Origin of the sequence: Ewingella americana ATCC 33852 (genome assembly GCF_000735345.1) — a bacterium.
Classification (GTDB): domain Bacteria; phylum Pseudomonadota; class Gammaproteobacteria; order Enterobacterales; family Enterobacteriaceae; genus Ewingella; species Ewingella americana.
In genome coordinates this window covers 98,906-119,311 of the sequence record NZ_JMPJ01000067.1, presented here as the reverse complement: position 1 = coordinate 119,311, position 20,406 = coordinate 98,906, and the positions used below count along the sequence as shown (strand labels likewise).

The 20,406-nt window shown below is 52.8% G+C and carries 20 protein-coding genes; 12 read left to right on the top strand and 8 right to left on the bottom strand.

Annotated features, from left to right (window positions below; genetic code table 11):
• The first annotated feature begins 152 nt into the window (after positions 1 to 152).
• On the top strand, positions 153 to 842 hold the full coding sequence (locus GEAM_RS18390) for a FadR/GntR family transcriptional regulator (protein WP_034794410.1): 690 nt from the start codon (positions 153 to 155) through the stop codon (positions 840 to 842).
• Here the strand turns inward: GEAM_RS18390 and rbsR are convergent.
• The 7 genes from rbsR to kup form a co-directional block, all read right to left on the bottom strand.
• Positions 828 to 1,835: a ribose operon transcriptional repressor RbsR gene (rbsR, locus tag GEAM_RS18385; RefSeq protein WP_034794408.1), complete on the bottom strand. Its 1,008-nt coding sequence runs from the start codon at positions 1,833 to 1,835 to the stop codon at positions 828 to 830. The two genes, GEAM_RS18390 and rbsR, sit on opposite strands and share 15 nt — an antisense overlap.
• Positions 1,836 to 2,765, bottom strand: a complete 930-nt coding sequence (gene rbsK, locus GEAM_RS18380) for a ribokinase (RefSeq protein WP_034794406.1) — start codon at positions 2,763 to 2,765, stop codon at positions 1,836 to 1,838. It lies immediately after the preceding gene.
• Positions 2,766 to 2,821: 56 nt separating this feature from the next.
• Positions 2,822 to 3,712 carry a ribose ABC transporter substrate-binding protein RbsB gene (gene rbsB, locus GEAM_RS18375; protein WP_034794404.1) on the bottom strand — a complete coding sequence of 297 codons (891 nt, stop codon included), beginning with the start codon at positions 3,710 to 3,712 and terminating at the stop codon, positions 2,822 to 2,824.
• 23 nt (positions 3,713 to 3,735) lie between these two features.
• Entirely contained in the window at positions 3,736 to 4,707 is a 972-nt protein-coding gene (gene rbsC / locus GEAM_RS18370; RefSeq protein WP_034794402.1) for a ribose ABC transporter permease, read from the bottom strand.
• A gap of 6 nt (positions 4,708 to 4,713) precedes the next feature.
• Complete coding sequence (gene rbsA / locus GEAM_RS18365) at positions 4,714 to 6,219, bottom strand: ribose ABC transporter ATP-binding protein RbsA (protein ID WP_034794399.1); 1,506 nt, start codon at positions 6,217 to 6,219, stop codon at positions 4,714 to 4,716.
• A gap of 7 nt (positions 6,220 to 6,226) precedes the next feature.
• Positions 6,227 to 6,646, bottom strand: coding sequence for a D-ribose pyranase (gene rbsD, locus GEAM_RS18360; protein ID WP_034794397.1), 420 nt, complete (start codon positions 6,644 to 6,646; stop codon positions 6,227 to 6,229).
• A gap of 210 nt (positions 6,647 to 6,856) precedes the next feature.
• Positions 6,857 to 8,725 carry a low affinity potassium transporter Kup gene (kup, locus tag GEAM_RS18355; protein WP_034794394.1) on the bottom strand — a complete coding sequence of 623 codons (1,869 nt, stop codon included), beginning with the start codon at positions 8,723 to 8,725 and terminating at the stop codon, positions 6,857 to 6,859.
• Positions 8,726 to 9,026: 301 nt separating this feature from the next.
• Here kup and ravA point away from each other — a divergent pair, with 301 nt between their 5' ends.
• Positions 9,027 to 10,535 (top strand): ATPase RavA, encoded by a 1,509-nt coding sequence (gene ravA / locus GEAM_RS18350; RefSeq protein ID WP_034794391.1) that lies wholly within the window; start codon positions 9,027 to 9,029, stop codon positions 10,533 to 10,535.
• 3 nt (positions 10,536 to 10,538) lie between these two features.
• A complete protein-coding gene (gene viaA / locus GEAM_RS18345) occupies positions 10,539 to 12,008 on the top strand; it encodes an ATPase RavA stimulator ViaA (protein WP_034794388.1) in 1,470 nt (489 codons plus the stop codon).
• A gap of 9 nt (positions 12,009 to 12,017) precedes the next feature.
• On the opposite strand, the gene asnA is transcribed toward viaA, so the two are convergent.
• A complete protein-coding gene (asnA, locus tag GEAM_RS18340; protein WP_034794384.1) occupies positions 12,018 to 13,010 on the bottom strand; it encodes an aspartate--ammonia ligase in 993 nt (330 codons plus the stop codon).
• Positions 13,011 to 13,164: 154 nt separating this feature from the next.
• Between asnA and asnC the strand changes: the two genes are divergently transcribed.
• The 9 genes from asnC to atpH all read left to right on the top strand — a co-directional run bounded on the left by asnC (position 13,165) and on the right by atpH (position 20,403).
• Positions 13,165 to 13,626: a transcriptional regulator AsnC gene (asnC, locus tag GEAM_RS18335; RefSeq protein WP_034794381.1), complete on the top strand. Its 462-nt coding sequence runs from the start codon at positions 13,165 to 13,167 to the stop codon at positions 13,624 to 13,626.
• Positions 13,627 to 13,715: 89 nt separating this feature from the next.
• Positions 13,716 to 14,159: an FMN-binding protein MioC gene (gene mioC / locus GEAM_RS18330; protein ID WP_034794378.1), complete on the top strand. Its 444-nt coding sequence runs from the start codon at positions 13,716 to 13,718 to the stop codon at positions 14,157 to 14,159.
• Positions 14,160 to 14,538: 379 nt separating this feature from the next.
• The gene (gene mnmG, locus GEAM_RS18325) at positions 14,539 to 16,428 is read left to right on the top strand and encodes a tRNA uridine-5-carboxymethylaminomethyl(34) synthesis enzyme MnmG (protein WP_034794375.1); all 1,890 of its coding nucleotides are present in this window, start codon (positions 14,539 to 14,541) and stop codon (positions 16,426 to 16,428) included.
• A 127-nt stretch (positions 16,429 to 16,555) separates the two neighbouring features.
• Positions 16,556 to 17,176 (top strand): 16S rRNA (guanine(527)-N(7))-methyltransferase RsmG, encoded by a 621-nt coding sequence (gene rsmG / locus GEAM_RS18320; protein WP_034794372.1) that lies wholly within the window; start codon positions 16,556 to 16,558, stop codon positions 17,174 to 17,176.
• A 650-nt stretch (positions 17,177 to 17,826) separates the two neighbouring features.
• Positions 17,827 to 18,225: a F0F1 ATP synthase subunit I gene (atpI, locus tag GEAM_RS18315; RefSeq protein ID WP_034794371.1), complete on the top strand. Its 399-nt coding sequence runs from the start codon at positions 17,827 to 17,829 to the stop codon at positions 18,223 to 18,225.
• A 22-nt stretch (positions 18,226 to 18,247) separates the two neighbouring features.
• A complete protein-coding gene (gene atpB, locus GEAM_RS18310) occupies positions 18,248 to 19,030 on the top strand; it encodes a F0F1 ATP synthase subunit A (protein ID WP_034794368.1) in 783 nt (260 codons plus the stop codon).
• A gap of 49 nt (positions 19,031 to 19,079) precedes the next feature.
• Positions 19,080 to 19,319: a F0F1 ATP synthase subunit C gene (atpE, locus tag GEAM_RS18305; protein ID WP_034794367.1), complete on the top strand. Its 240-nt coding sequence runs from the start codon at positions 19,080 to 19,082 to the stop codon at positions 19,317 to 19,319.
• A 65-nt stretch (positions 19,320 to 19,384) separates the two neighbouring features.
• Positions 19,385 to 19,855: a F0F1 ATP synthase subunit B gene (gene atpF / locus GEAM_RS18300; RefSeq protein ID WP_034794365.1), complete on the top strand. Its 471-nt coding sequence runs from the start codon at positions 19,385 to 19,387 to the stop codon at positions 19,853 to 19,855.
• 14 nt (positions 19,856 to 19,869) lie between these two features.
• Entirely contained in the window at positions 19,870 to 20,403 is a 534-nt protein-coding gene (gene atpH / locus GEAM_RS18295) for a F0F1 ATP synthase subunit delta (RefSeq protein WP_034794363.1), read from the top strand.
• The last annotated feature ends 3 nt before the right edge of the window (positions 20,404 to 20,406 follow it).

The window sequence follows — 20,406 nt, the reverse complement described above, 5'->3', positions numbered from 1 at the left end:
AAATAATTTACTGACCGTTCTTTTTTTCAACAAACATGGCAAAAATGGACAACAATCACCCAGTTTTCTACACAAAATGGCCTTTTCGACCCGTAACACTGGGGTAAACTCTTTTCTATAATAAGACCACTGAATCTCAGGATGCCCTTTTAATGCCCCTTAACGCCCAACAACAAGCCGCCCAGCGCAATCTTTCTTATCTATTGGCGGAGAAAATCGCCCAGCGCATCTTATCTGCTGAATATGCCGAGGGCAGTATCTTGCCCGGTGAAATTGAATTGGGTGATCTTTTCGGGGTGAGCCGAACGGCGGTGCGCGAAGCAGTGAAGACGCTGACGGCCAAAGGGATGCTATTGCCACGCCCACGGATTGGGACGCGGGTGATGCCGCAATCAAACTGGAACTTTCTTGATCAGGAACTTTTAAACTGGTGGATGACCCGCGAGAACTTCGATCAGGTGATGGCGCACTTTGTGATTTTGCGCCGCGCGCTTGAACCACAGGCTTGCGCACTGGCGGCCACCACGGCGACGAAAGAGCAGAAGGAACTTCTTTCTATATATATGGCGGAGATGAAGGAGCTGCATTATCGCTTTGACCGCGAGCGCTGGATTAAAGTCGACACCCAATTCCACCAGCTTATCTATGAAGCCGGAAAGAATCCCTTCCTGACCTCATTCTCGAATTTGTTCAGCTCGGTTTACCAAAGCTACTTCAGAGCCATCACCGGCAATGAGGTGATTAAGCTGGAATACCATCAGGCGTTGGTCGACGCTATTCTGGCCAGCGATGCAGAGGGGGCACTTCTGGCCTGCCAAAAACTGCTTCTAGCGGTGGATTGAGCCAACCGAGCCGCGCACCACTAACTCTGGCGTTAATACCAAAACCTGAGGCTCAGCTTCAGGTTCTTTCAAACGATGTAAAAGCGCGTCGATAGCCAGTTCGCCCAGTGAGTCTTTCGGCTGATGAATGGTGGTCAGCGGCGGCGTCATGTATTGCGCCAGTTGGATGTCATCATAGCCAATGACCGCGATGTCATCCGGCACGCGCAGCCCTTCTTTATAGAGTGCCTGATAAACCCCAACCGCCATCGCGTCATTGCTGGCGAACACCGCCTCGGGGCGCTGCGGCAGGGCGAGCAGCTGCTCCATGGCGGGCAGGCCACTGGCGAATTCAAAATCACCACTGACTTCATAGCCCGGCAACACCGGCAAGCCAGCCTGCTGCATGGCCTGACGATAACCGTCCAGTCGCTGTACGGCGGTAGTTTTATCCAATGGGCCGGTGATGCAGGCAATGCGCTGATACCCCTGACTAATCAGATATTCCGTCGCCATCACGCCGCCGATCAGGGCATTATCCTGAATGACATCGTTCGCCGCGCCGAAAGGTGCCCAGTCCATCATCACAATAGGCAGTGAAGGGTAACGGCTGATAGCGTCCTGAGACGGGCGGTGGTTCTCGGTACACATTAATAGCAGCCCGTCGACGCGCTTTTGCAGCAAAGTTTCCATGCTGCGGTTCATGCGCTCGGCGTCGCCGTCGGTATTGCAGAGAATCAGGCTATAGCCGCGTTCGTAGCAGCTGCGCTCCACGCCGCGCACCACTTCAGCATAGAAGGGGTTGCTGCTGGCGGTGAGTAACATGCCTATCGTCCGGGTTTGATTCAGTTTCAGGCTGCGGGCGAGGGCGGATGGGGCGTAGTTAAGGCTGTCTATCGCCGCAGTGACTTTTTCGCGAATAGCCTCGCTGACAAAGCGATTGTTATTAATGACATGAGAGACGGTGGAGGTTGAGACGCCCGCGACGCGGGCGACATCTTTCATGGTGGCCAATCAGGACTCCTGACGCGCAAGGAAGTCGTCGATTTCATTACGCCAAGGCACAGAAGGCTGCGCGCCTGGGCGAGTCACGGCGATAGCGGCGGCGGCGTGTGCAAAACGCACGGCTTGGTCCATAGCTGTGCCTTCGAGCAGGGCGGTGACCAGTGCGCCGTTGAAGGTGTCTCCGGCCGCGATGGTGTCCACAGCTTTAACGCGGAAGCCGCTGACCTGCTTGCCTTCACCTTGCTGGCTTAGCCACACGCCTTTGCTGCCCAGCGTGATAATCACGGTTTCGATGCCTTTATCATGCAGCGCTTTCGCGGCGCGTTGGGCATCTTCATTATTATTCACCTGAATGCCGGTCAGGCGTTCGGCCTCGGTTTCGTTCGGCGTGATCATGTCCACCAGCGACAAGAGTTCATCGGGCAACTCACAAGCCGGAGCAGGATTGAGGATAACCTGAGTATCGTGCTGCTTCGCCAGCTTGGCGGCGGCGATGACGGTTTCTAACGGAGATTCTAATTGCATCAGCAACGCGGAAGCGTCGACGATTTTCTGTTGATAGCGATTCAGGTAGTCAGGCGTCACCGCGTTGTTAGCGCCAGCATGAATAGCAATCACGTTCTCGCCTTCGGCATTAACGAAAATCAGCGCCACGCCGGTGGTGGTTTCGGCGATTGCCTCAACGGGAGAAGTATCGATGTTGTCACTGGCTAACTGCTGACGAACGCGCTCACCAATATCATCCTCACCGACGCAGGCGATGAAGGAAATATCCGCCCCGGCGCGCCCGGCGGCGACCGCCTGATTGGCACCCTTGCCGCCAAAAGCCACGGTATATTGTTTACCGATCACCGTTTCGCCGGGCTGGGGGAATTGATTGATATTGAGAATATGGTCGGCATTGATACTGCCGAGAACTACCAGTTTACCTGTATCCATTTGCGTTCCCTGAGTCATGTTGCGCCGCCCAACAGGAGCGGCGCAGAGTCTGTCAATTACGGCTGTGCAACCAGTTTCAGATCCACTGGAATAACAGCAGGTACTTTTTCGCCTTTCAGCACTTTATCAGCAGTCTGAACACCAATTACACCAATCTGGTCAGGACGCTGGGCCACGGTTGCGCCCATCTTGCCACTGTTAACCGCTTTGATGCCATCTTCGGTGCCGTCAAAACCGACCACCAGAACGTCAGTTTTACCGGCGGTCTGCAATGCACGCAGCGCACCTAATGCCATTTCGTCGTTCTGAGCGAATACCGCCTGCACGTCTGGGTGTGCAGTCAGCAAGTTCTGCATCACGTTCAGACCTTTAGTACGGTCGAAGTCAGCTGGCTGGCTCGCAAGGATAGTGAAGTGGTGTTTTTCAGCCGCCTGAGCGAAGCCTTTGCCACGTTCGCGGGCAACCGAAGTCCCGGCAATACCTTCCAGTTCGATAACTTTGGCGTTTTCACCGACTTTCTTGGCGATGTAATCACCGGCCATTTTACCGCCGAAGGCGTTATCAGAGGCCACGTGGCTCGCCACTTCGCCTTTGCTTGCCTGACGGTCAAGGGTGATCACAGGGATTTTAGCTTGGTTAGCCATGGCAACGGCGTTACCCACGGCGTCTGAGTCAGTCGGGTTGATCAGCATCAGCTTGGTGCCGCGAACTGTCAGGTCCTGCACGTTTGCCAGCTCTTTCGCCGGGTTGTTCTGGGAATCCAGCACCACCAGGTTGTAGCCCAGCTTGTCAGCTTCTTTCTGTGCGCCGTCTTTCATGGAAACGAAGAACGGGTTGTTCAGCGTAGAGACCACCAGCGCGATGGTGTCTTTAGCCAGTACGTTGGCGCTGAAAGAGGCGGTGATCGCTGCTGCGGAAACCCAAACTGCCAGTTTTTTCATATTCATGGTCATAATTCCTGTAGGGGAGGTTATTTGTTGCTTTTGTTATCTACCAGAACAGCCAGCAATATCACGACTGCTTTGACTATCATTTGGTAGTAGGAGGATACGCCTAATAAATTCAAACCGTTATTCAGGAAACCGAGGATCAGCGCGCCGATCAACGTTCCTACAATGCGTCCTTTACCACCAGACAGGCTGGTTCCTCCCAACACCACAGCGGCAATTGCGTCCAGCTCATAACCGGTACCGGCAGTCGGTTGCGCAGAGGACAAACGCGCCACTTCGATAATGCCGGCTAAAGCCGCTAATAAACCACACAGGGAGTAGACGATAATTTTAACTTTATCAACGCTGATACCTGACAGACGCGTCGCGGACTCATTGCCGCCCAGCGCATAGATATAACGTCCTAAACGGGTGTGATGCAGCATGTACCAAGCCAGCGCAAACACCACCACCATCAGCCAGACCGGCGTCGGAATGCCCAGCGGGCGACCGATACCAAACCAGCCAAATGTATCAGCAACATCGGTAAATCCGGTGCTGATCGGGCTACCGTTGGTGTACACCATGGTGACACCGCGCAGCAGGAGCATCATCACCAGCGTGGCAATAAACGCCTGAACCTTGCCTTTGGCGACAATCACCCCGGTGACGGCACCTACCGCCGCGCCCAAGGCCAGCGCACCGGCAACGGCCACCAGCGCATTCACTTCCAAACCAACAATCGACGCCGCCACCGCGCCGGTTAAGGCTAAGAGCGAGCCGACGGATAAGTCGATACCGGAAGTCAGGATAACCAGCGTCATGCCCACGGCCATAATGGCGTTGACCGAGGTTTGCTGAAGAATGTTAAACAGGTTGTTCAGCGTGAAGAAATTCGGGCTCATGGAAGAGACCACGGCAATCAGCACCAGCAGCGCAATCAGCGATTTCTGCTCTAACAACCATTCTTTTGTGAACCAGCCCTTTTTGGCTGGCATAGTCTGAGAACTCATAGTTGATTACTCCTGCGTCACGCCGTATTGCTTGCCGACAGCGGCTGCCATCAACACTTCTTGCGTAGCCTGTTCTATCGGGAATTCACCGCTTAAATGGCCTTCGTGCATCACCATGATCCGGTCACTCATGCCGATAACTTCTGGCATTTCTGACGAAATCAAAATGATGCTCAAACCTTCGCGCTTGAACTGGTTAATGAGCTGGTAAATCTCTTTCTTGGCGCCGACGTCAACGCCGCGCGTTGGTTCGTCGAGGATCAGAACTTTTGGACGCGTCATCAGCCCGCGAGCAATAGCTACTTTCTGCTGATTGCCCCCGGAGAGCAGGCCGATAGGCTGCATCATGGACGGCGTCTTGATGTTGAACATGCGAATGAAATCGCCGACGGCTTGCTGCTCATCAGCATGTTTCAGGCTGCCCCCCGCGCGGCTGAAGTAGCGCAACGCGGTCAGCGACATGTTCTCTTTGACTGACATCCCGAGCACCAGTCCGTCGCGTTTACGGTCCTCAGAGATATAAACGATGCCATTCGCCAGCCCGTCTTGCGGGGAATGAGTGACGACTTCGCGGCCATCCAGCGCGACATAACCCGCTTTACGCGGCAGCGCGCCGTAGAGAATCTTCATCAACTCAGTACGACCGGCACCCATCAGCCCGGAGACGCCGAGAATTTCACCGGCATATAAGTTGAAGCTGACATCTTTGACGCCCGGCCCGGAGACATTGCGCACTTGAAGGCGCAGCGCGCCGCGCTCTTGTTTGAGGCGCGGGTATTGCTCTTCAAGGCGGCGGCCAACCATCATTTCGATCAGCGTGTCTTCCTGCAATTCGCTTACCGGGCGCTCAGCGATAAACTGGCCGTCGCGGAACACGGTGACGTCATCGCAGATTTCGAAGATTTCTTTCATGCGGTGCGAGATGTACACCACGCCGCAACCCGCCGCTTTCAGCTCGCGGATCACGTTAAATAAAGAGGCGGTTTCGGTATCGGTTAAGGCGTCAGTCGGTTCATCCATGATGATGACCTTGGACTCGAAGCTCAGCACCTTGGCGATTTCCACCATTTGCTGGTCACCAATCGATAACTCGCCAACCAGACGATGGCTGCTGTAACGCAGGTTCAGGCGCGCCAGCAGTTTGTCGGCTTCGGCATACATCTTCTTCCAGTTGATGCGGCCAAAACCATTCACAAACTCGCGGCCAAGAAAGATGTTTTCCGCGATAGTCAGCTGGGGGATCAGGTTTAACTCCTGATGAATAATGCCGATCCCGGCTTCCTGAGAATCTTTCGGCCCATTAAACGCGGCCTCTTCCCCCAGAAAACGCAGTGAACCGGCATCCTTTTGATAGATCCCCGTCAGCACTTTCATCATGGTGGACTTACCGGCACCGTTTTCACCCACCAGCGCCATCACGCGACCCGGATAGACGCTCAGCGCCGCGCCGGAGAGCGCTTTGACGCCGGGAAACGCTTTATCAATCCCTGAGAGTTGCAGCAAAGGTTGCATAAAGGCCTCAGAAGGTTACGCCAGCACAAAGAATAACGTTCGCGTACGGCGAACATTCCCCGCTACGGACCACGGCCCGGCTTTGTTCGGTTTGCACCTTGAATGACTCATGGCTGATGTACTCAAGGCTGATAGTGTTTCCCTGGTGTTGCTCAAGCTGTTTCAACTGCGCGAGTAACGCTTCATGGAGTTGAGGGTTTTTGTCGACGATCTCCTCGGCGAGAATCGCGCGCTCGACCTGCATCTCATGAGTCACTACCTTGAAAACTTGCAAGAAAGTAGGAACACCGGCAGTTAGCGCCAGATCGATGCGTTGGGAAGATGCGGGTACCGGTAAACCGGCATCGGCAATAACCAGCTGATCGGTATGACCTAACCTGGCAATGACATGGGAGATTTCGGCATTTAAAAGCGGTGATTTCTTCATTGTGAACTCCGACAGCGAAACGTTTCGCTCACTGCTGAGTTTATGACTATGCTAAAAACTGGCAATCGCCTTGTGATGAAATTGTGATCGCTGTCGAAACGTTTCGCTACCCCGTTTAGAAAGCCGCGATAAATTTGAGTTAATGACTTTTCACGGCTTTTAGAAAAGCCAAAGGGCACTCGAAAGTGCCCTTTGTTAATAGCCGATGAATTATATCTCGACCTGCGTCCCTAGCTCGATAACGCGGTTAGGCGGGATCTCGAACTGGTCCGGTGCGCGCAGCGCGTTACGGCTGAGGGCCATAAACAGCTTGCCGCGGAAGTAGAGATACCAAGGCCGCTTGGTGAGGATAAGCGACTCGTGGGACATAAAGAATGAAGTTTCCATCATGCGGCACGGCAGACCTTCCAGCCCACAGCGGTGGAACACTTCCTCAACGTTTGGCGTCTCTTTAAAGCCGTAGCTTGCCACCACGCGCCAGAAGGTTGGCGAGAGCTGCTCGATAGTCACCCGGCGCACGTTGTGAACGTAAGGCGCGTCTTCAGTGCGCAGCGTCAGCAGCACCACGCGCTCGTGCAGCACTTTGTTATGCTTGAGGTTGTGCAGCAGGGCGAACGGAATGACATTAATAGCGCGGGACATATAAACCGCCGTGCCCGGCACGCGCACCGGCGGCGATTTCTCCAGCGAGGCGATCATCGCTTCCAGCGAGTTGCCGTGCTCGTGCATCCGGCGCATAAGGCGGAAACGCTCGCTTTTCCACGTGGTCATCACGATGAACATGCAAAGGCCGAGTGTCAGAGGCAGCCAGCCGCCGGAGAACAGCTTGGTGGCGTTCGCCGCGAACATCGGCACGTCGATAAACAGCAGAACCACCAGCAGGATGCCGACCAAGAAGGCTTTCCAGTGCCAGTTTTTCAGCGCCACGGTGCAGGAGAGAATGGTGGTCAGCACCATGGTGCCGGTCACCGCAATACCATAGGCGGCGGCCAGATTGCTGGAGTGCTCAAAGCTGGCGATAACAATAACCACCGCGAAATAGAGCGTCCAGTTAATGGCGGGGATGTAAATCTGCCCGGCTTCCATCTCGGAGGTGTGGATGATGCGCATTGGCGGCAGATAGCCCAAGCGGACGGCCTGACGAGTCAGGGAGAACACGCCGGAGATCACCGCCTGCGAGGCGATAATGGTGGCAAGGGTCGCCAGAATCAGCAGTGGGATCAGCGCCCAGTCAGGTGCCAGTAGGAAGAACGGGTTTTTAATCGCTTCCGGGTTCTTGAGCAGCAGAGCGCCTTGGCCGAAGTAGTTCAGCACCAGCGAAGGCAACACCACGGTGAACCACGCCAGACGGATAGGGAATTTGCCGAAGTGGCCCATATCGGCATACAGCGCTTCAACACCGGTGATGGACAGCACCACCGCGCCGAGCGCCAGGAAGGAGAAGGATTTATGCTCAATAAAGAAGTTCACCGCCCACATCGGGTTCATGGCCTGTAGCACTTCAGGGTTTTGAGCAATACTGTTAATACCCAGCACCGCCAGCGTCAGGAACCACAATAGCATCACCGGGGCAAACAGCTTGCCGACAATGCCGGTGCCGTGCTTCTGGATGATGAACAGCAAGGTCAGGACGGTAATGGAGAGCGGGACGATGTAAGGGTCGAGCGACGGGGCGGCAATCTCTAAGCCTTCCATCGCGGATAGGACCGAAATCGCCGGGGTGATCACCACTTCGCCATAGAAGAAGCTGCCACCGATAAGCCCGAGAATGACCAATATCGCCGTGGTTCGTGCCGAGGTGTTACGGCCCGCGAGGGACATGAGGGTCAAGATCCCGCCTTCACCGGCGTTGTCTGCGCGCATCACGTAAGTGAGGTATTTCAGCGAGACAATGAGGATAAGCATCCAGAAAATCAGGGAAAGAAAACCAAAGACAACGCTGGGTTCAACGTTAAAGCCGTAGTGGCCTGAAAAACACTCTCTCAAGGTGTAGAGAGGGCTGGTGCCAATGTCACCATAAACCACACCAATGGCGGCCAGGGTTACTGCGGGGAGTGACCGTTTATGTTCTGTGCTCATAATTGGTTTCTTTTTGCTGCTCTTTTATGCAAAGAATTCCGTAAGCGAAAGATGCGCTCAGGGCTGAATGCCCACTAAACGGCGCACAGTATGCACGAATAAATCCAATTGCCTACCCCTATATAAACAAGGTATTGGCGATTAAGGCAGATAAACCCACAGTATCTATAATAGAAAGATTTGTGTAATCAACAATCTATATCCGTAAGCTATATCAATAAAAATAGGCCATGGTTTATTATCATTCACAGCCCAGTAATTTCACTGATCTCATTTACTCACGGAAACCGGAAGATCCAGTATGGCGCATTCTCCTTTACTTGCAGAACGGATTGCCCGTCTTGCCAATGCTTTAGAACACGGATTGTACGAGCGTCAGGAAGCCATCCGGTTGTGCCTGCTGGCCGCGCTGTGCGGCGAAAGCGTGTTTCTGCTCGGGCCGCCCGGCATCGCTAAAAGCCTGATTGCCCGCCGCCTTAAGTTTGCCTTCCGCCACGCCCGCGCTTTTGAATACCTGATGACGCGTTTCTCCACTCCCGAAGAAGTTTTTGGCCCGCTGTCGATTCAAGCATTGAAAGACGAAGGTCGCTATCTGCGCCTGACTTCCGGCTATTTACCCGAGGCGGAGATTGTTTTTCTGGATGAGATTTGGAAAGCCGGCCCGGCTATCCTCAATACCTTGCTGACCGCCATTAACGAGCGGCGCTTTCGTAACGGCGAGCGCGAGGATGCCATCCCGATGCGCCTGCTGGTCAGCGCCTCCAATGAACTGCCCGAGGCCGACGGCAGTCTTGAAGCACTCTATGACCGTATGCTGATCCGCCTATGGCTGGACAAGGTGCAGGATAAGCAGAATTTCCGCTCTTTGCTGACTTCCCGACCAAACGAAAGCGCCAATCTGGTGCCGGAAGCCTTGAGCATTAGCGATGAAGAGTATCAGCAGTGGCAGCCTGAAATAGACAAGGTGACCTTGCCGGAATCCTGCTTCGAGCTGATTTTCCAGCTGCGCCAGCGTCTGGACGCGCTGGACACCGCGCCTTATGTCTCGGACCGCCGCTGGAAGAAAGCCCTGCGCCTGCTGCAAGCCTGCGCCTTCTTCAGCGGCCGTCAAGCCATCACGCCTATCGACCTGATTTTGCTGAAAGATTGCCTGTGGCACGACCTGAACACTTATCACCTGCTGCAAACCCAAATCGAGCAGATGATCACCGAACAGGCTTACCAGCAGCAGACGCTATTAATGAAGCTGCGCCAGCTGAATCAGGAATGGATGCAGTATCAGCAGCAACAAAGCTCCAGACAGTCGATCAAAGTGCTCAAAAAGGCGGGTATTTTCAGCCGCAAGCCGCAATACACCCTGCCGGACACGCTTTCGGCCACTAGCCTGACCCTGCTGCTGCAAACCCCGCTTCATCTGCACGATATTCAGGTTTCTCACCTGCTGGTGGAAAGAAGCGTGCTCGACGAGTGGCTTAATAAAGGAGGGGTTCTGAAGGTGAAGCTTAACGGCATGGGCTTCGCGCAGAACATTGAGGCGGAGGTGGATGACAAGCTGCAACTGCTGGTGCTGGATATCAGCCGCCAGTCGACGCCACTGACCTTGCCGGGTAAAGAGCAGATTGCCGTCCCCGATGAGATGAAAAGCACGCTGGAAGGGCTGAATGCCAAATTTAACCAGCAGCGCCACGAGTTCAGCCAGCATCAAAACTGTCTGTTTGTCGCCGCCGAGTGGGCCGCGAAGATTGAAGCCAGCATGCTGGCGGTGTCGGAGCAACTCCGCCACCAGCAAGACTTGTTCAGCGGACACTGATCCATGCTCAGTCTGGAATCCCTCGATCTCTTATTGTCGATCAGCGAAGGTGAGCTGATCGAAGAGCTGATCATCGGCCTGCTGGTCACGCCGCAGCTGGCGATTTTCTTCGAAAAATTCCCACGCCTGAAGCGCGCGCTGACCAAAGACTTGCCCGAATGGAAGTTCAGACTGCGCCAGCGTATCCACGATACGCCGGTGCCGCCGGACCTCGCCAAAGAGTTCTACCTTTATCAGCACTGCCAGCAGATTGACGCCGCCACCTTTCAGGCCGAGCTGCCTACGCTGATTGAACAGCTTGAGTCGCTAAACTCTCCTTTTATTACCGAGGCGCGTTCGTTGCAGCAAAACGCCGAGGAGACGCGCGGCCCGAAAACCGGCAATAGCTTCCAAACGCTATTTCTCCAGCGCTGGCGGTTAAATCTCACTTTCCAGACGGTGACCGTTCATCATCAGCTGCTTGAGCAGGAACAGGAGCAGTTGCAGGAAGAGCTACAGCAGCGGCTGGAACTCAGCGGCGAACTCTCTCCTTTATTAGCAGAGAACGATGCCGCCGCCGGACGCCTGTGGGATATGAGCAAGGGCCAGCGGCAGCGTGGCGAAGTGCAGTCGCTGTCGCGCTACGGCGCTTTTTTGCAGCAGCAGCCTGAGCTACAGAGGCTCGCCGAGCAGCTGGGTCGCAGCCAGAAAGCCAAAACCAGCCCGCATGAAGACGCCAAGATGGAAGAACATCGGCTGATGGTGCGTGAGCCCGCGACGGTGCCCGAAGAGGTGAATGGCATTCATCAAAGCGACGATATTTTGCGACTGATGCCTACCGAGCTGGGGACTTTAGGTATTCCCGAGCTGGAATATGAGTTTTACCGGCGCTTGCTGGAAAAGCGCCTGATGACCTACCGGCTGCAAGGGGACGTGTGGCGCGAAAAAGTGGTGAAACGCCCGGTGGTGCACCAGCAGCAAGAGCCTCAGCCGCGCGGGCCTTTTGTCATCTGCGTGGATACGTCGGGGTCAATGGGCGGCTTTAATGAGCAGTGCGCCAAGGCGTTCTGTCTGGCACTGCTGCGGATCGCGCTGGCCGACAACCGCCGCTGCTACATTATGCTGTTCGCCAGTCAGGTGATTCATTACGAATTGACCTCTTCTAACGGGCTGGATCAGGCTTTGCGCTTTCTCGGCCAGCATTTCAGGGGCGGCACCGATTTGGCTGCCTGTCTGACTGCTACTCTAGATAAGCTGTCATCGCCAGAGTGGCACGACGCCGACGCGGTGATCATCTCGGATTTCATCGCCCAACGGCTGCCAGAAGAAGTTAAGAAGAGAGTGAAGCATTTGCAGCAGGATAAACATCACCGTTTTCATGCTCTGGCGATGTCGCAATACGGCAAGCCCGGCATCATGCGCATCTTCGACCACATTTGGCGCTTTGATACCGGGATGAAAAGCCGCGTCCAGCGCCGCTGGCAGCGGGATTAACTCGCGCTTTTAGAGCACACCTTCAACGCTATCGTGCAGCAGTGGCGACCAAACGCCGCACTGCACCTGCGCGATATGCGGCTTTTGCAGCAACAGCATCACCAAACGAGACTGACCAATGCCGCCGCCGATGGTCTGTGGCATTTCACCGCGCAGCAGCGCCTGATGCCAGTCGAGCTGCAAACGAGCTTCGTCATCCGTCAGCGCCAGCTGGTGCTTCAGGGTTGCCGCGTCAACGCGAATGCCCATGGATGAAAGCTCAATGGCATCTTCCAATACCGGATTCCACACCAGAATATCGCCGTTGAGGCCAGACAGCCCGGCTTCGCCCGCGCTGCTCCAGTCGTCGTAGTCCGGCGCGCGAACGTCATGATATTTACCGTGAGACAATTTGCCGCCAATGCCCATCAGGAACACCGCGCCCAGCTCTTTGGCGATGGCGCGCTCGCGCTGCTTGGCATCCAGCTCAGGGAAGCGCTGAAGCAGGGTTTCGCTGTGAACAAAGTGGATCTCCTCCGGCAAGAACGGCGTCAGGCTGAACTCACGGCTCACCGCCGCTTCTGTTTCCTTTATACCGGCGTAGATCTTACGCACCGTGGCTTTGAGGAAAGCCGGGGATCGTTCGCCATCTCCCATCACCTGTTCCCAATCCCACTGATCGACACAGACCGAGTGTACCGGCGACAGACGATCTTCATCTGGGCGTAGCGCCTTCATGTGGGTATACAGCCCTTCGCCCGCGCTGAAGTCGTGCTGGCCGAGGGTTTTGCGCTTCCACTTCGCCAGAGAGTGAACCACTTCAAAGGTCGAGTCTGGCAAGGATTTCACATGCACCTGAACCGCCTTCTCGCTGCCGGAGAGGTTGTCCTGCGTGCCGTCGCCCAGTTGGCTTAATAAAGGTGCCTGCACTTCAATCAGGCCCAGCTGTTTTTCCAGCTGCTGGGAGAAGGTGGCTTTCACAAAGCTGATTTGACGCTGTTTCTCGATAAATTTAGTTTTCATTGTTGTTTTCTCATTCCCTTGTCTTCAATACAACTGATTAAGCAACAAAGTAAGAGATAGATTCAATATCCAACAATAAATATTGCCTTAAGGCTTTTAATCCCTCATTTTTAGGCAGCATAAATTGTTAATACGAGAATATGAGAGGAAAAAAATGACCGAAATTTATCAGATCGATAATCTCGATCGCGCCATTCTTAACGCCCTGATGGTCAATGCACGCACCGCCTATGCCGAACTGGCGAAAGTTTTCGCCGTCAGCCCCGGCACCATTCACGTGCGCGTCGAGAAGATGAAACAGGCGGGGATCATCACTGGCGCCAATATTACCGTCAGCCCTAAGCAGCTGGGGTACGACGTCTGCTGCTTTATCGGCATTATCCTCAAGAGCGCCAAAGACTACCCTTCAGCGCTGACCAAGCTCGAAAGCATCGAAGAGGTGGTTGAAGCCTATTACACCACCGGCCACTACAGCATCTTTATAAAGATCATGTGCCGCTCGATTGATTCTCTGCAACACGTACTTATCAACAAGATCCAGACCATTGATGAGATTCAGTCAACGGAGACACTGATCTCCTTGCAGAACCCCATTATGCGCACCATCAAGCCATAAGACCTAATTTATATACCCCTATTATCCACAGGTAGATCCCAGCTGATTCACAGCGTACAATGTCGTTTCTTTTATCAGGTGAGAGCATTATGTCTACCATTACCCTGATCAGTGGCAGTACGCTTGGCAGTGCCGAATATGTAGCGGAACATGTTGCAGAAAAGCTGGAAGAAGCCGGTTTTAGTACTCAGACATTGCATGGTCCAGAGCTGTATGAAGTCCCGGCCGAAGGTATTTGGCTGGTGGTGTGTTCAACACATGGTGCAGGTGAACTTCCTGACAACCTTCAGCCTTTCCTGGAACAGCTTGAAGAACAGCAGCCGGATCTGTCTAAAGTACAGTTCGGGGCATTGGGTCTTGGCAGCAGTGAATACGACACTTTCTGTGGCGCGATCCGATCATTGGATCAAAAACTGACTGCTTTGGGCGCAAAAAGAATTGGCGATCGCATGGAAATCGATGTGACCCAACATGAAATTCCTGAAGATCCCGCTGAGATTTGGGTGATCAATTGGATTAATTTGCTCAAATAAGTGTAAATATTCAGCGATCAGATGTGGATAACTAGGCTGTAAAGCAGGGTAAAACCGGTAGTTATCCCTCTAACAACCTTAGGTCGCATTTCATGCTGTGCATAACTCTCTATTCTGATCCCAGCTTATACTGAACAGGATCACCGATCATTCACAGCATTCGATCGTGCTTAGCTTGTTGATCTTATTCGACAATAAAGACTTATGCACAGAGGATCGTGATCCTAATAGAAGTATTAATAAGAGATCTTTAAATAAAAAAGATCTTCTTTTAATTAGTGACGATCCCCCGGGACTTGTGGAACCTCAAAACTTGAGTAGAATCCCTCCTCCCAACACCACACACCCTTTCATCGCATGAACTCCGAGGTGCAGTACCATGTTTTATCCGGAACAATTTGACGTCATCATCATCGGTGGTGGCCATGCAGGCACCGAAGCCGCTATGGCTTCAGCCAGAATGGGACGTCAAACCCTGTTATTGACCCACAATATCGACACGCTAGGACAAATGTCGTGTAACCCAGCGATTGGTGGGATCGGGAAAGGACATCTGGTTAAAGAAGTGGACGCACTGGGCGGTTTGATGGCAACGGCCATCGATCATGCGGGGATTCAGTTTAGGATACTAAACGCGAGTAAAGGTCCGGCCGTTCGAGCCACACGTGCTCAGGCAGACCGCGTCTTGTATCGCCAAGCGGTTCGTACAGCACTGGAAAACCAGCCAAACCTGATGATCTTCCAACAGTCTGTTGAAGATTTGATTGTTGAGAATGGCACAGTGGTGGGCGCCGTGACCAAAATGGGGCTTAAATTCCGCGCCAAATCTGTTGTCTTGACCGTGGGGACTTTCCTTGATGGGAAAATCCATATCGGTCTGGAGAACTACAGCGGCGGCCGTGCCGGTGATCCACCAGCGATCTCCTTGTCACAGCGCCTGCGTGAACTGCCTCTGCGGGTAAATCGCCTTAAAACCGGTACGCCTCCGCGTATCGACGCGCGCTCTATCGACTTCAGTGCATTAGCGCCTCAGCACGGTGACAACCCGGCTCCGGTCTTCTCATTCATGGGCAACGCGGCACAGCATCCGCGCCAGATCCCTTGCTACATGACCTACACCAATGAGAAAACCCATGATGTGATCCGCAATAATTTGGATCGCAGCCCAATGTACGCCGGGATCATCGAAGGGATCGGCCCGCGCTACTGCCCGTCGATCGAAGACAAGGTGATGCGCTTCGCCGATCGTAACTCCCATCAGATCTTCCTTGAGCCTGAAGGGCTGACCAGCAACGAAGTCTATCCAAACGGTATCTCTACCAGCCTGCCGTTTGACGTGCAGATGCAGATCGTCCGCTCCATGCAGGGTCTGGAGAATGCCGTTATCGTGCGTCCGGGCTATGCCATCGAATACGATTTCTTCGATCCGCGTGATTTGAAACCGACGCTGGAAAGCAAATTCATTCCGGGCCTGTTCTTTGCCGGACAGATCAACGGCACCACCGGCTACGAAGAAGCTGCCGCACAGGGCTTGCTGGCAGGTATGAACGCCGCGCGCTACGCCTTCGAGCAAGAAGGTTGGGCACCGCGTCGCGATCAGGCTTACCTTGGCGTGTTGGTCGACGACCTCTGCACCTTGGGTACCAAAGAGCCGTACCGCATGTTTACCTCGCGCGCTGAATATCGCCTGATGCTGCGTGAAGACAATGCTGATTTGCGCCTGACTGAAAAAGGCCGTGAACTTGGCTTGGTTGACGATGCTCGCTGGGCACGCTTCAACCAGAAACTAGAGATGATCGAGCTCGAACGCCAGCGCCTGCGCGGTATCTGGGTGAATCCGCGGTCTGAGCAAGTTGAACTGGTTAACGCGAATCTGTCCGCGCCGCTGTCGAAAGAAGCCAGTGCCGAAGAGTTGCTGCGTCGCCCAGAGATGACTTACGAGCTGCTGACCAGCCTCGCGCCGTTTGGCCCTTCGGTGCCGGACGCTCAGGCTGCCGAGCAGGTTGAAATTCAGGTTAAATACGAAGGCTATATCGCTCGCCAGCAAGATGAGATCGAAAAACAGCAGCGCAACGAGAACACCCTGTTGCCACTGGATCTCGATTATCGTCAGGTGAATGGCTTATCGAACGAAGTGATCGCCAAGCTTAACGATCACAAACCGACGTCGATCGGTCAGGCAACCCGTATTTCCGGTATCACACCGGCGGCCATCTCGATTCTGCTTATCTGGTTGAAAAAACAGGGTCTGCTGCGCCGTAGCGCTTAATTTCCTCTCGTTCTGGCCGCCGGATGATTTCATTCTGGCGGCCAAATCTCGCTTTTCCCGCTTCACCAGCTGTTTTATCATTCTTCCCCAATTCGAACGGACATAGCTTTTGTCAGAGGACCTCATTGTGCATAAGAAATTAGACTCGCTGCTGGCTGCGGCTGGATTATCGTTACCCGATCAGCAAAAACAGCAGTTAGTGGCCTATGTCAACATGCTGCACAAGTGGAATAAGGCCTACAACCTGACCTCGGTTCGTGACCCAATGCAGATGCTGGTTCGCCATATCATGGACAGCATCGTGGTGAACAAGCACCTGACCGGCTCGCGTTTTATTGACGTCGGCACGGGACCGGGCCTGCCGGGCATCCCGCTGGCTATTGTTCGCCCAGACTCTCACTTCACCCTGCTCGACAGCCTCGGCAAGCGCGTGCGTTTCTTGCGTCAGGTGCAACACGAGCTGGGGCTGACTAACGTCGAGCCGGTACAGAGCCGCGTGGAAGAGTTTATCCCTGAGCCGCCGTTTGACGGCGTGATTAGCCGCGCCTTCGCCTCGCTGCAAGATATGCTGTCGTGGTGTCACCACTTGCCAGCGAAAGGGCAGGGGCGTTTTTACGCGCTGAAAGGCGTTCGTCCCGATGATGAACTAGACTCTCTACCTGATGGCGTCACGTTGGAAGAGATCGTCAAATTGAAGGTGCCTGAACTCGAGGGAGAGCGCCATTTAGTTATCCTTAAGGCAAACTAAATTTGCGATGAGTCAATAAATCGTCAAAATTTCAAATGTGTATGAAAGGTAAAATAAGCAGGCTAATTAAATTAAAGCAGCCAGTTCGAGTTTTACCTCATTTTTACACTCTGATAGCAGTTGGATGACCTTTCAGATCTAATCAGGCAGGAAATAGTTACGGTTGAAAATAAAATTTGGCTCTGGCTAAGATAAAACTCATGTAATGAAATTGTTGTTATTTGTTGGGTTATTGTTTCACGGAAGTGCAGTTATTTTGCATTCCGTTTTAATAAAGACCGAAAATTAATCATCTCATTGATTTTTATTACTTTTAAAAGGCCAGAATAGCTAAGGTTTCACGTTACCGTTGCTGTATTAGCTGATGAAAATAGCAATTGTGTGATCCAACGCACGCTTCTTTGTTAAGCACTGGAATACTCGTACAAATGATAAAAGGTCATTTACGACGATAGTTTGCTTATGAAAATAGCCTTAAAGCTTAAAATTTAAATAATTGTTCACCTTTTCGCTACTTATCCATTGAATTCGTTTGAGTGGCCCGTATAATTTGCTCGTTTTTTGCTGCTTGACTCAAAACCGTAAAGGCTATGATATACGGCACTCAGCATACCTCCAGCTAGGTACTTAGTACGGAGAGAACAAACGTCATGTCTGTATCAGGTATTTTGTACAGCAAGAACGGCGCGAAGGTGGCCAGAAAGCTGTTAATACTGCAGTTACTGACCTTTGTTCTGCTCAGTGCTGCATTTGGCTTTAAAAGCCTGACGTGGACCACCTCCGGCTTAATGGGCGGAATGGCCGCATGGCTACCGAATGTATTGTTCACGCTTTTCGCAATGCGTCAGCAGGGGCAAACAGCGGTTTCTGGACGAGTTGCCTGGACTTTTGCCATCGGAGAAGCGCTGAAGGTTCTGATAACGATTATCTTGATGATTATCGCGCTGGGCCTGTTTAAGGCGGTTTTTGCTCCGCTTGGTTTGGCTTATTTATCGGTGTTGATGACTCAGATTTTAGCACCGGCCGTCATTAACAGTTACCGTACTTAACTACTAAAGGGTAAGAGGCATCATGTCTGCATCAGGAGAAATCTCTACTCCACAAGAGTATATCGGTCACCATCTGACACAGCTTCAGGTAGGGACGGGATTCTGGTCGATTAACATCGATTCGATGTTTTTCTCCGTGGTCCTCGGGGTACTCTTTCTGGTTATTTTCCATCGCGTCGCTAAAAAGGCCACCAGTGGTGTCCCAGGAAAACTGCAAACAGCCATTGAGCTGATTGTTGGTTTCGTCGATAGCAATGTGCGTGACATGTATCACGGCAAAAGCAAGGTCATTGCCCCTTTGGCTCTGACTGTATTCGTCTGGGTGTTTATGATGAACCTGATGGATTTGCTGCCAATCGACCTGCTGCCATTTATTGGTGAAAAGGTTCTTGGTTTGCCTGCTCTGCGTGTTGTACCAACGGCCGACGTGAACATCACGTTGTCTATGGCGCTTGGCGTATTCATTCTGATTCTTTTCTATAGCATTAAGATGAAAGGTGTTGGCGGTTTCGTTAAGGAACTGACAATGCAGCCATTCAATCATCCGGTTTTCATTCCGATTAACCTGATTCTTGAAGGTGTCAGCCTGCTGTCCAAACCAGTTTCACTGGGTCTGCGACTGTTTGGCAATATGTATGCGGGTGAGTTGATCTTCATCCTTATTGCTGGCCTGCTGCCGTGGTGGTCACAGTGGATTCTGAGTGTGCCTTGGGCCATTTTCCACATCCTGATCATTACGCTGCAAGCTTTTATTTTCATGGTTCTGACGATTGTCTATCTCTCGATGGCATCTGAAAAACACTGATTTTCTTTCAACACTACTGCGTTTTAACTGAAACAAACTGGAGACTGTCATGGAAAACCTGAGTATGGATCTGCTGTACATGGCTGCCGCATTGATGATGGGCCTGGCGGCAATCGGTGCTGCAATCGGTATCGGCATCTTGGGTGGTAAATTCTTGGAAGGTGCTGCACGTCAGCCTGACCTGATCCCTCTGTTGCGTACACAGTTCTTTATCGTTATGGGTCTGGTCGATGCAATCCCAATGATTGCTGTTGGTCTGGGTCTGTACGTGATGTTTGCTGTCGCGTAACACTGAGCTCGCTCACTGTTATTCGAACTACATCAAATAATTCACTTTGAAAGAGGCATTGTGCTGTGAATCTTAACGCAACAATCCTCGGCCAGGCTATCGCGTTTGTCCTGTTTGTCTGGTTCTGCATGAAGTACGTATGGCCGCCAATTATGGCTGCCATCGAAAAACGTCAGAAAGAGATTTCTGAAGGTTTGTCTTCCGCAGAACGTGCAAAAAAAGAGCTGGACTTAGCGCAAGCCGATGCGACCGACCAACTGAAAAAAGCTAAAGCTGAAGCTCAGGTAATCATCGAACAGGCGAACAAGCGTAAATCGCAGATCGTCGACGAAGCGAAAGCCGAAGCCGAGCAGGAACGTAACAAGATCGTGACGCAAGCTAAGGCAGAGATCGACGCCGAACGCCAACGCGCCCGTGAAGAGTTGCGTAAGCAAGTCGGGATTTTGGCCATTGCTGGCGCCGAGAAGATCATCGAACGTTCCGTGGATGAAGCTGCTAACAGCGACATCGTTGATAAACTGGTCGCTGAACTGTAAGGAGGGAGGGGCTGATGTCTGAATTTGTAACTGTAGCTCGCCCCTACGCCAAAGCAGCTTTTGACTTTGCCGTTGAGCACCAAAGCTTAGATCGCTGGCAGTCCATGCTGGCGTTCACGGCTGAAGTCACACGCAATGAACAAATTGAAGAACTGCTTTCCGGGGCTTTAGCACCAGAAACTCTGTCTCAAACGTTTATCGCGGTATGTGGTGAACAACTCGACGACGCAGGCCAAAATCTGATTAAGGTTATGGCTGAAAATGGACGTTTACGCGTTCTTCCGGAAGTGCTGCAACAGTTCATCGAACTGCGTGCCTCTTTAGAGGCCATTGCCGAAGTAGAAGTTACTTCAGCAACTCCACTGTCCGAAGATCAGCAGGCTAAGATTGCTGCTGCGATGGAAAAACGTCTGTCTCGCAAAGTTAAGCTGAATTGCAAAATTGACAAGTCTGTTCTTGCCGGTGTCGTAATCCGTGCAGGTGATATGGTGATTGATGGCAGCGTTCGCAGTCGTCTTGAACGCCTGGCAGACGTCTTGCAGTCTTAAGGG

What these genes read in the sequence shown, in the direction of transcription:
- rbsD (WP_034794397.1), bottom strand. Translation starts at nt 6,646, where the DNA reads ATGAAGAAATCACCGCTTTTAAATGCCGAAATCTCCCATGTCATTGCC.
- rbsB (WP_034794404.1), bottom strand. Translation starts at nt 3,712, where the DNA reads ATGAATATGAAAAAACTGGCAGTTTGGGTTTCCGCAGCAGCGATCACC.
- atpE (WP_034794367.1), top strand. Translation starts at nt 19,080, where the DNA reads ATGGAAAACCTGAGTATGGATCTGCTGTACATGGCTGCCGCATTGATG.
- atpH (WP_034794363.1), top strand. Translation starts at nt 19,870, where the DNA reads ATGTCTGAATTTGTAACTGTAGCTCGCCCCTACGCCAAAGCAGCTTTT.
- rbsA (WP_034794399.1), bottom strand. Translation starts at nt 6,219, where the DNA reads ATGCAACCTTTGCTGCAACTCTCAGGGATTGATAAAGCGTTTCCCGGC.
- atpB (WP_034794368.1), top strand. Translation starts at nt 18,248, where the DNA reads ATGTCTGCATCAGGAGAAATCTCTACTCCACAAGAGTATATCGGTCAC.
- rbsC (WP_034794402.1), bottom strand. Translation starts at nt 4,707, where the DNA reads ATGAGTTCTCAGACTATGCCAGCCAAAAAGGGCTGGTTCACAAAAGAA.
- mioC (WP_034794378.1), top strand. Translation starts at nt 13,716, where the DNA reads ATGTCTACCATTACCCTGATCAGTGGCAGTACGCTTGGCAGTGCCGAA.
- mnmG (WP_034794375.1), top strand. Translation starts at nt 14,539, where the DNA reads ATGTTTTATCCGGAACAATTTGACGTCATCATCATCGGTGGTGGCCAT.
- GEAM_RS18390 (WP_034794410.1), top strand. Translation starts at nt 153, where the DNA reads ATGCCCCTTAACGCCCAACAACAAGCCGCCCAGCGCAATCTTTCTTAT.
- kup (WP_034794394.1), bottom strand. Translation starts at nt 8,725, where the DNA reads ATGAGCACAGAACATAAACGGTCACTCCCCGCAGTAACCCTGGCCGCC.
- rbsK (WP_034794406.1), bottom strand. Translation starts at nt 2,765, where the DNA reads ATGGATACAGGTAAACTGGTAGTTCTCGGCAGTATCAATGCCGACCAT.
- asnC (WP_034794381.1), top strand. Translation starts at nt 13,165, where the DNA reads ATGACCGAAATTTATCAGATCGATAATCTCGATCGCGCCATTCTTAAC.
- ravA (WP_034794391.1), top strand. Translation starts at nt 9,027, where the DNA reads ATGGCGCATTCTCCTTTACTTGCAGAACGGATTGCCCGTCTTGCCAAT.
- asnA (WP_034794384.1), bottom strand. Translation starts at nt 13,010, where the DNA reads ATGAAAACTAAATTTATCGAGAAACAGCGTCAAATCAGCTTTGTGAAA.
- viaA (WP_034794388.1), top strand. Translation starts at nt 10,539, where the DNA reads ATGCTCAGTCTGGAATCCCTCGATCTCTTATTGTCGATCAGCGAAGGT.
- atpI (WP_034794371.1), top strand. Translation starts at nt 17,827, where the DNA reads ATGTCTGTATCAGGTATTTTGTACAGCAAGAACGGCGCGAAGGTGGCC.